Here is an 8,363-nt window from a genome sequence, read left to right as displayed (position 1 = left end):
AAATAAAGCCCCTCATTTACAAGCAAGATTTCAAGCAAGATTTTGGGTAAAATGATGAAAAAAAATGATAAATAAAAGAAAATTTAAAAATCATAACTTATTGAAAGTCAACAAATACGGGGGTTCACAAAGTTTCATTTAGACACTCATAATCAGGTGGTCCCTGGTTCGAGCCCAGGTGGGACCACAACAAAACCCTTGTAAGTACAGTATTTACAAGGGTTTCTTATTAAATGTTTGAGCAAAAAGTTGAGCAAAACCTAATGCTCAACTTTTTTTGTTTGGGGTTTTAAAGAATATTTTATTGTCAAATGGGTTCATTTAAATTGATTATTGTAGATTTTATATTAGTTTTGTTAAATAGTCTTTAGGGATATTATAGCAAATTCTTTCTAAATATTTGTTTATTTTTGAACAAGAAACTTTAAAAAAATTAAAAGTATGAAAAAATTATTTACAGCATTAACGATATTTTTATTACTAATTTCTTGTAGCTCGTCTGATGAAAATAATACAGATAATAATGTTTATTTTAACTTTACGATAAACAATAAAAACTATAGCTCTACTGATTATGAATCCGGCGATATTTGCTGGCAAGCAATGGTTAGTCAAAATAATTCTAAAGTTGATTTATTAATGAGTTTTACAAATCCTTCAGATAATTTATCATATTGTGGTGTATCTTTAAATGTAATAAATAATGCTATTAGCACTACTAACGGATGTGATTTTGGAATTATGAATGGTGATGAAACCATATATGATTCTAATTGTACTGTAGAACTTACAGAAGTAGGAGATTTTTATGCAGGAACATTTAGGGGTAATTTTACAATAGTTCAAGGTTTATCCGCGATAACAAGAACAGGTTCAGGTAGTTTTAGAGTTCCAAAAGAACAATAGGTACATCTTATCATATCAATATTTTAGTTTCAGTTGGGACCACAACAAAACCCTTGTAAGTATCAGTATTTAAAAGGGTTTCTTATTAAAAAGTTGAGCAAAACCGAATGCTCAACTTTTTAATTTGATATAATTTAATGAATTTTGGTTTTATTATACATATATTTGGTAAGTTAAAAATTTTATGTTCATATGAAAAATTTTATTTATATTCTCGCTGTCATTATGTTTTCTTGTTCAAATGAATCTAATGACACAAACAATTCTTCAAGCGGAACTTTGCGCTGGAGTTGTAAAGTTAATGGAGTTCAGTATCAGTGGAGTGGAAGTTATCCGTATTCCGCAACAAGCGGTCAATCAAGTTATTTAGGGGAGCCCGCAAGTATTCCTACAGTTAGTTTAGCTTCCCCAATCATCTCTTCAGGGAATAGACAAGTTATGTTGAATTTATCCTTTCAGAATGAGAATTTGGGAACACGTATTATTAATGGTTCTGAAGCTGGAAATACAGCAAGTTTAGTGTTAAATCAACAAGTATATTCTACCTATCCTTCTATGGCTCAAATTAATTTAAACATATCTCAGATGGCATCTGCTGTTAATGGAATAACTAAAGGAACTTTCTCAGGAACTATGGTAGGAGGAGGTACTGGAACTATTCAAACTATTAATATTACGGAGGGGTCATTTGAAGCAATTAGGATTCAGTAAATTAACTAGAATGGAGAAAATATTTTAATTATTTAAAATATTTTCTATTTATTTTTTAGGTCAATAATTGTATTAAAAATTCAGTATAAATTAGTTGTAAGTTTCTTATCTAAGTATAATTTATTTTCTCTGTTTTAAAATTAAAACGGTACTGTTGTTTTAACAATTTGGATTAGTTTTCTTTGATAATCTATTTTTTATTTTTTTTTTGTATTATTGCACAGCTTTTGATTAATAATAAAATTAATTATGAAATTTTTTTTAATTGTGACAACGATAGTTTTCTTGTCATTTTCATGTTCAAGCGATTCATCTTCTAGGGATTTAACGGGAAAAGTTTTTTATGGGGTTGCTACAGCGAGTTGTGGACCAACTACCATAGACAATTTAACCCCGGATGAATATGTTTTAATGAGTTTTGTAGATGAAAATGATAATGAAGTATCATATCAACCCCGCCCTAATACTTGGTACCGAATGTGTAATGGAAGTGCTTGTATGTGGGCAAAAACAGGTTCAGATGTTTCTCCTGTGGATTCGCCTATTTCATTCGATTTTATAAAAACAGAATATACTTCTCCTTGTCAATAAAAATAAACAATCAATTCAATTCAATAACTTAAACAAATTTACGTATGAAAAAATTACTTTTAATTGCATTTTCTGTGATTCTATTAACTTCTTGTTCTAAAGACGATGATGCAACAATTGTTGGAAAATGGTATTTTTACAAAATTTCTATTTTTGAAAGCGGGCAAGAAACCGTTGAAATGTATGAAAATGCTTGCACAACTAAAAGAGATTACTTAAAATTTCAAAGCGATGATGTTGTGCTATCTTATTTTTATGATGACATGTGTATAGAAGAAATGGTCTCTTCAATTTATACCTTAGATGGAACAGATCTAACAATAGATGGCGATGCGGTGGAGGTAATATCGCTTACGGACAAGTCATTGAAATTAAAAGCTATTTCTGACACAGCCGGTGATTATTTTATTTATGAGTTTAAAAAGTAATTATTAGTATAATTTTAAGCTATAATTCAAACTATAAATAAAGCCCTACAGCAATGTAGGGCTTTATTTATTTCCCCAAAGCTGTCAAGCGCGCCACATATTTTCCAATCACATCAAACTCTAAATTTATCTGGGTGCCTACTTTGTAGGTGTGAAAGTTTGTGTGCTCATAAGTGAAGGGAATAATCGCTACACTAAAGCTTTGGACTCCCGAATTCACTACCGTTAAACTGGTGCCGTTGACCGTGATCGAACCTTTTTCTATGGTAATGTTGGAAAGCGCAGGGTCGTAGGCAAACGTGAAAACCCAACTCCCATTGGCTTCTGTAATACTCGTGCAAGTACCGGTTTGGTCTACATGTCCTTGCACGATGTGGCCGTCCAATCGGTCGCCCAGTTTCATGGCGCGTTCGAGATTAATGGTGTCGCCCACCTGCCACGTGCCAATAGCGGTTTTGTCAATCGTTTCTTGAATGGCCGTTACCGTATACTGGTTTTGATCAATTTGCACCACCGTCAAACAAATCCCATTATGGGCCACACTTTGGTCGATTTTTAGTTCGTGCGTAATTTCCGAAGCCACGGTAATGTGGAGATTTCCTTGCTCTTTTCGAATTTCTTTGATGATTCCGAGTGTTTCTATGATTCCGGTAAACATAACTGATATAATTTTACTAAATTTGCACTTCAAAAGTAAGCAATAAATCACATTCGTTATGGTTAAAAAAGCAGAAAATATAATTGTTGGAATTTCAGTTGGAGATTTAAATGGTATTGGAAGCGAAGTCATATTAAAAACATTTGAAGACACTCGAATGTTAGAATTGTGTACGCCCGTAATTTTTGCCAATGTAAAAATCATCTCTTTCCTCAAAAGAGAATTGGAATTAACGGCTGCCATTCACGGCATCGATTCGTTAGACCAACTTGTAGTGGGGAAAATCAACGTATTAAACGTTTGGCGCGAAGGCTTTGATGTTGCTTTTGGAAAAAATGATGAGGTAGTAGGAAGCTATGCCATCAAATCGTTTGTAGCCGCTACCAAGGCCTTAAAAGAAGGAAAGGTAGACGTGTTGGTTACAGCGCCTATTAATAAATACAACATTCAATCGGATGCATTTGCCTTTCCTGGGCACACCGATTATTTAGATAAAGAATTGAACGGAAAGGCACTCATGTTTATGGTCCACGACGACTTGCGTGTAGGCTTGCTAACCGATCACGTACCGGTGAACGAAGTGGCACAACATCTCACCGAAAAATTGCTCACCGAAAAATTACAAACCATCATCCATACCTTAAAACAAGACTTTGAAATTGAAAAACCAAAAGTCGCTGTTTTAGGACTGAACCCTCATTCGGGCGATAATGGGGTTATTGGCAACGAGGAAGAAAACATCATCAAACCTACGTTGAAAAAATTATTTGAAGCCGGAAATATGGTGTTTGGACCCTTTCCAGCCGACGGGTTTTTTGGTTCAGCGCAATATGAAAAGTACGATGCAGTTTTGGCCATGTATCACGATCAAGGTTTGATTCCGTTCAAAACAATTTCTTTTGGAAACGGAGTCAATTATACCGCAGGGTTGGATAAAATTCGCACCTCACCCGATCATGGAACAGCCTATGATATTGCGGGTAAAGGAATAGCCAATCACGAATCGTTCAAAGAGGCAGTTTACCAGGCAATTGATATTTTTCACAGGCGAAATGACTATCAAGAACTTACCAAAAACCAATTAAAAACAAAACAAAAGCAGTTATAAACAAAAAAATGTTTGTAAGTCGTTTGATTTTATAATAATTTTATATCTTTGCACACCTTTTAAAAAGGTAAAACTGTTGTTATGAACAATTTAAAAGCATATTTGATTCCTTTTATAGGGTTAAAAATAGGGAAACATCAGTTTGATTATCAGGTAGATAATACGTTCTTTGCACACTTTGATTATGATGAATTTAATGATGCATCGGTTAAAGTAAGTGTAGTTCTGGAAAAAAAAAGCACCCTGCTGGAGCTGGATTTTCAACACAAAGGTACCGTTAATGTGCCCTGTGATGTTTCTGGTGAAGAGTTTGATTTGGCAATTAAAGGAAAACTAAAACTTGTGGTTAAGTTTGGCGATGACTTTAACGATGAGAACGAAGAGTTGCTTATTTTACCGCATGGCGAATTCCAAGTCAACGTGGCGCAATACATCTATGAATCCATAGTTTTGTCGGTGCCTTTGAGACGCATTCATCCAGGCGTTAAAGACGGTTCGCTAACCGAAGTGATTGAAAAATTAGAAGCGTTAGCACCAAAAGAAAATAAAGAATCAGTACAAAAAAATGATATAGACCCTAGATGGGAAAATTTAAAAAAACTATTAACGGATAAATAATACAGAAAAATGGCACATCCTAAGAGAAGACAGTCGTCAACAAGAAGAGATAAGAGAAGAACACATTACAAAGCTACAGTGGCGCAAATTGCTACTTGTCCAGTAACTGGTGAAGCACATTTATACCACAGAGCATATTGGCATGAAGGTAAAATGTATTACAGAGGTCAAGTTGTAATTGATAAAGCAGAAGCAGTAGCGTAATTGCACTAAAAAATAGAGAAAACTCTCACATTGTGAGGGTTTTTTTGTTCAATACCCATTCGTTTCGCAATTATTACCATTGAATTGGACTCGTTTGAATTTTTTTTTGTAATTTCCACCACTTTTTGAACCTAAAAACTCAAAAAGAAAAATGAATCAAAGATGAATAAAATAACAGCAGCAATTACCGCTATTGGTTCCTATGTTCCAGACTTTGTATTGTCCAATCAAGTGTTGGAAACATTGGTAGATACCAATGACGAATGGATTACCACTCGTACCGGAATTAAAGAAAGAAGGTTGCTAAAAGAGGAAGGAAAAGGAACTTCTTTTCTTGCTATAAAAGCCGCACAAAATTTATTAGAAAAAGCCAATTTAGATCCCAAAGAAATTGACTTGGTTATTATGGCAACGGCCACTCCCGATATGCCAGTAGCTTCTACAGGAGTATATGTAGCTACAGAAATTGGTGCTACCAATGCTTTTGCCTTTGATTTACATGCCGCTTGTTCTAGTTTTCTATACGGAATGTCTACGGCATCTGCCTATATTGCTTCCGGAAAATATAAAAAAGTACTTTTGATTGGAGCTGATAAAATGTCTTCAATTATCGATTATACCGATAGAGCTACTTGTATCATCTTTGGGGATGGTGCCGGTGCCGTTTTGTTTGAACCCAACACCGAAGGTTTAGGATTACAAGATGAAATCTTAAAAAGCGACGGAATAGGAAGAGAATTTTTGAAAATCGAAGCCGGTGGTTCTATTTTGCCTCCTTCTTTAGAAACCGTACAAAACAAACAACATTTTGTATTTCAAGACGGAAAAACCGTTTTCAAATATGCCGTTTCGGGCATGGCCGATGTGAGTGAGAAAATTATGGAACGCAACAACCTAACACATGACGATGTCAATTGGTTAGTGGCACACCAAGCCAATCGAAGAATTATCGATGCCACTTCCAATAGAATGGGCTTAGACGATTCAAAAGTGTTGATCAACATTCAAAAATATGGAAATACCACTTCAGCAACCTTGCCGTTGTTGTTGTCTGATTTTGAACAGCAATTAAAAAAAGGAGATAACATCATTTTTGCTGCTTTTGGTGGCGGATTTACTTGGGGTGCTATATATTTAAAATGGGCTTATACAAAATAATTAAAAACTAAACTAAAACCAAATATTATGGATATTAGAGAGATTCAAAACCTAATCAAATTTGTAGCAAAATCAGGGGCTACAGAAGTAAAATTAGAAATGGACGATTTTAAAATCACCATAAAAACAACTGCTGAAGGTACAGAAAGCACGACGACTTACGTACAACAAATGCCAATGCAAGCGACCCCTCAAATGGCGGCTCCACAAGTGGCAGCACCAGTAGTTTCTGATGCAATTGCTGCTCCAGCTGCTGACGACCATTCAAAATACATTACGGTAAAATCACCTATCATCGGTACGTTTTATAGAAAACCGGCTCCAGACAAACCAATGTTTGTAGAAGTAGGATCTACCATCGGTAAAGGAGATGTTTTGTGTGTGATTGAAGCCATGAAATTATTCAACGAAATCGAATCAGAAGTATCCGGTAAAATCGTTAAAATATTAGTGGACGATTCTTCTCCAGTAGAATTTGATCAACCCTTATTCTTAGTGGATCCATCTTAATAAGTTAGAAGTTAGAAGTTGGAAGTTAGAAGTTTTCTTTCTTCACAATTGTCTAATTGACACATTGTCTAATTATCTAATTAAAAAAACATGTTTAAAAAAATATTAATTGCCAATAGAGGGGAAATTGCACTGCGTGTGATTAGAACATGTAGAGAAATGGGAATCAAAACGGTTGCCGTTTATTCTACTGCAGATGCAGATAGTTTGCACGTAAAGTTTGCAGATGAAGCGGTTTGTATTGGTCCACCTCCAAGTAATTTATCGTACTTAAAAATGTCTAACATTATAGCGGCAGCTGAGATTACCAATGCCGACGCTATACATCCAGGATATGGGTTCTTATCAGAAAATGCTAAGTTTTCTAAAATTTGTCAGGAACACGGCATCAAATTCATTGGGGCTTCGCCTGAAATGATTGATCGTATGGGAGACAAAGCTTCTGCAAAATCAACCATGATTGAAGCAGGGGTACCTTGTGTGCCGGGTTCAGTCGGAATTTTAGAATCCTATGAAGAAGCAGAAAAATTAGCCGATCAATTTGGTTATCCTGTCATGTTAAAAGCAACTGCTGGTGGTGGTGGAAAAGGAATGCGTGCCGTATGGAAAAAGGCAGATTTATTAAAAGCTTGGGAAGGTGCTCGTCAAGAGTCAGCAGCAGCTTTTGGTAATGATGGGATGTACTTAGAAAAATTAATCGAAGAACCACGTCATATTGAAATTCAAGTAGTAGGTGATTCGTATGGTAAAGCCTGTCACCTTTCTGAAAGGGATTGTTCGGTTCAACGTCGTCATCAAAAATTAACCGAAGAAACCCCTTCACCTTTTATGACCGATGAATTGAGAGAAAAAATGGGTACTGCTGCGGTTAAAGCTGCAGAATACATTAAATATGAAGGTGCAGGAACGGTAGAGTTTTTGGTCGACAAACACCGTAATTTCTATTTCATGGAAATGAATACTCGTATTCAGGTGGAACACCCAATTACCGAACAAGTAGTAGATTATGACTTAATTCGTGAGCAAATAATGGTGGCGGCCGGAATTCCAATTTCGGGTAAAAACTACTATCCACAATTGCACTCTATTGAATGCCGTATCAACGCTGAAGATCCGTATAACGACTTCCGCCCTTCGCCAGGTAAGATTACCGTTTTACACGCGCCAGGAGGACACGGAGTTCGTCTAGATACACACGTTTATGCAGGATATACCATTCCGCCAAATTATGATTCTATGATTGCAAAGTTGATTACAACCGCGCAATCGAGAGAAGAAGCCATAAATAAAATGAAGCGTGCATTAGATGAATTCGTAATCGAAGGCATCAAAACTACAATTCCGTTCCACAGACAATTAATGGAAGAACCGGATTATGTAGCGGGGAATTATACCACAAAATTTATGGAATCTTTTGTCATGAAAGATCAAGAATAATAAAAAAGCGATTTCATTTGAAATCGCTTTTTTT

The 8,363-nt window shown here is 35.5% G+C and carries 11 protein-coding genes; 10 read left to right on the top strand and 1 reads right to left on the bottom strand.

The genetic code is table 11. From position 1 onward, the window contains the following. The first annotated feature begins 441 nt into the window (after positions 1-441). From ACIQ6Z_RS08105 to ACIQ6Z_RS08090, 4 genes are all read left to right on the top strand, one after another. On the top strand, positions 442-906 hold the full coding sequence (locus ACIQ6Z_RS08105) for a hypothetical protein (protein ID WP_396210400.1): 465 nt from the start codon (positions 442-444) through the stop codon (positions 904-906). A gap of 192 nt (positions 907-1,098) precedes the next feature. Continuing rightward, positions 1,099-1,617: a hypothetical protein gene (locus ACIQ6Z_RS08100; RefSeq protein WP_396210399.1), complete on the top strand. Its 519-nt coding sequence runs from the start codon at positions 1,099-1,101 to the stop codon at positions 1,615-1,617. Between the two features lie 249 nt (positions 1,618-1,866). After that, on the top strand, positions 1,867-2,208 hold the full coding sequence (locus ACIQ6Z_RS08095) for a hypothetical protein (protein ID WP_396210398.1): 342 nt from the start codon (positions 1,867-1,869) through the stop codon (positions 2,206-2,208). Between the two features lie 44 nt (positions 2,209-2,252). After that, positions 2,253-2,636: a lipocalin family protein gene (locus tag ACIQ6Z_RS08090; protein ID WP_396210397.1), complete on the top strand. Its 384-nt coding sequence runs from the start codon at positions 2,253-2,255 to the stop codon at positions 2,634-2,636. Between the two features lie 67 nt (positions 2,637-2,703). Here ACIQ6Z_RS08090 and ACIQ6Z_RS08085 read toward each other — a convergent pair whose 3' ends face one another. Further along, a complete protein-coding gene (locus tag ACIQ6Z_RS08085; RefSeq protein ID WP_396210396.1) occupies positions 2,704-3,294 on the bottom strand; it encodes a riboflavin synthase in 591 nt (196 codons plus the stop codon). Positions 3,295-3,352: 58 nt separating this feature from the next. On the opposite strand from ACIQ6Z_RS08085, the gene pdxA reads away from it, so the two are divergent. The 6 genes from pdxA to accC all read left to right on the top strand — a co-directional run bounded on the left by pdxA (position 3,353) and on the right by accC (position 8,329). Next, complete coding sequence (gene pdxA / locus ACIQ6Z_RS08080) at positions 3,353-4,402, top strand: 4-hydroxythreonine-4-phosphate dehydrogenase PdxA (protein ID WP_396210395.1); 1,050 nt, start codon at positions 3,353-3,355, stop codon at positions 4,400-4,402. A gap of 81 nt (positions 4,403-4,483) precedes the next feature. Then, positions 4,484-5,020 (top strand): YceD family protein, encoded by a 537-nt coding sequence (locus ACIQ6Z_RS08075; protein WP_396210394.1) that lies wholly within the window; start codon positions 4,484-4,486, stop codon positions 5,018-5,020. A gap of 9 nt (positions 5,021-5,029) precedes the next feature. Further along, the gene (rpmF, locus tag ACIQ6Z_RS08070; RefSeq protein ID WP_396142332.1) at positions 5,030-5,224 is read left to right on the top strand and encodes a 50S ribosomal protein L32; all 195 of its coding nucleotides are present in this window, start codon (positions 5,030-5,032) and stop codon (positions 5,222-5,224) included. Between the two features lie 162 nt (positions 5,225-5,386). Then, a complete protein-coding gene (locus ACIQ6Z_RS08065) occupies positions 5,387-6,382 on the top strand; it encodes a beta-ketoacyl-ACP synthase III (protein WP_396210393.1) in 996 nt (331 codons plus the stop codon). A 27-nt stretch (positions 6,383-6,409) separates the two neighbouring features. Then, entirely contained in the window at positions 6,410-6,892 is a 483-nt protein-coding gene (gene accB / locus ACIQ6Z_RS08060) for an acetyl-CoA carboxylase biotin carboxyl carrier protein (protein ID WP_396210392.1), read from the top strand. A 90-nt stretch (positions 6,893-6,982) separates the two neighbouring features. Continuing rightward, positions 6,983-8,329 carry an acetyl-CoA carboxylase biotin carboxylase subunit gene (gene accC, locus ACIQ6Z_RS08055; protein WP_396210391.1) on the top strand — a complete coding sequence of 449 codons (1,347 nt, stop codon included), beginning with the start codon at positions 6,983-6,985 and terminating at the stop codon, positions 8,327-8,329. Positions 8,330-8,363 lie beyond the last annotated feature (34 nt).

This window comes from Flavobacterium sp. (assembly GCF_044376915.1).
Taxonomy (GTDB): Bacteria; Bacteroidota; Bacteroidia; order Flavobacteriales; family Flavobacteriaceae; genus Flavobacterium.
Note: the sequence above shows the minus strand (reverse complement) of the source record. Positions and strands in the feature narration are given on the sequence as shown.

Bases quoted from the DNA above. Each gene is read 5' to 3' on its own strand.
- ACIQ6Z_RS08105 (WP_396210400.1), top strand. From the start codon at position 442: ATGAAAAAATTATTTACAGCATTAACGATATTTTTATTACTAATTTCT.
- ACIQ6Z_RS08100 (WP_396210399.1), top strand. From the start codon at position 1,099: ATGAAAAATTTTATTTATATTCTCGCTGTCATTATGTTTTCTTGTTCA.
- ACIQ6Z_RS08095 (WP_396210398.1), top strand. From the start codon at position 1,867: ATGAAATTTTTTTTAATTGTGACAACGATAGTTTTCTTGTCATTTTCA.
- ACIQ6Z_RS08090 (WP_396210397.1), top strand. From the start codon at position 2,253: ATGAAAAAATTACTTTTAATTGCATTTTCTGTGATTCTATTAACTTCT.
- ACIQ6Z_RS08085 (WP_396210396.1), bottom strand. From the start codon at position 3,294: ATGTTTACCGGAATCATAGAAACACTCGGAATCATCAAAGAAATTCGA.
- pdxA (WP_396210395.1), top strand. From the start codon at position 3,353: ATGGTTAAAAAAGCAGAAAATATAATTGTTGGAATTTCAGTTGGAGAT.
- ACIQ6Z_RS08075 (WP_396210394.1), top strand. From the start codon at position 4,484: ATGAACAATTTAAAAGCATATTTGATTCCTTTTATAGGGTTAAAAATA.
- rpmF (WP_396142332.1), top strand. From the start codon at position 5,030: ATGGCACATCCTAAGAGAAGACAGTCGTCAACAAGAAGAGATAAGAGA.
- ACIQ6Z_RS08065 (WP_396210393.1), top strand. From the start codon at position 5,387: ATGAATAAAATAACAGCAGCAATTACCGCTATTGGTTCCTATGTTCCA.
- accB (WP_396210392.1), top strand. From the start codon at position 6,410: ATGGATATTAGAGAGATTCAAAACCTAATCAAATTTGTAGCAAAATCA.
- accC (WP_396210391.1), top strand. From the start codon at position 6,983: ATGTTTAAAAAAATATTAATTGCCAATAGAGGGGAAATTGCACTGCGT.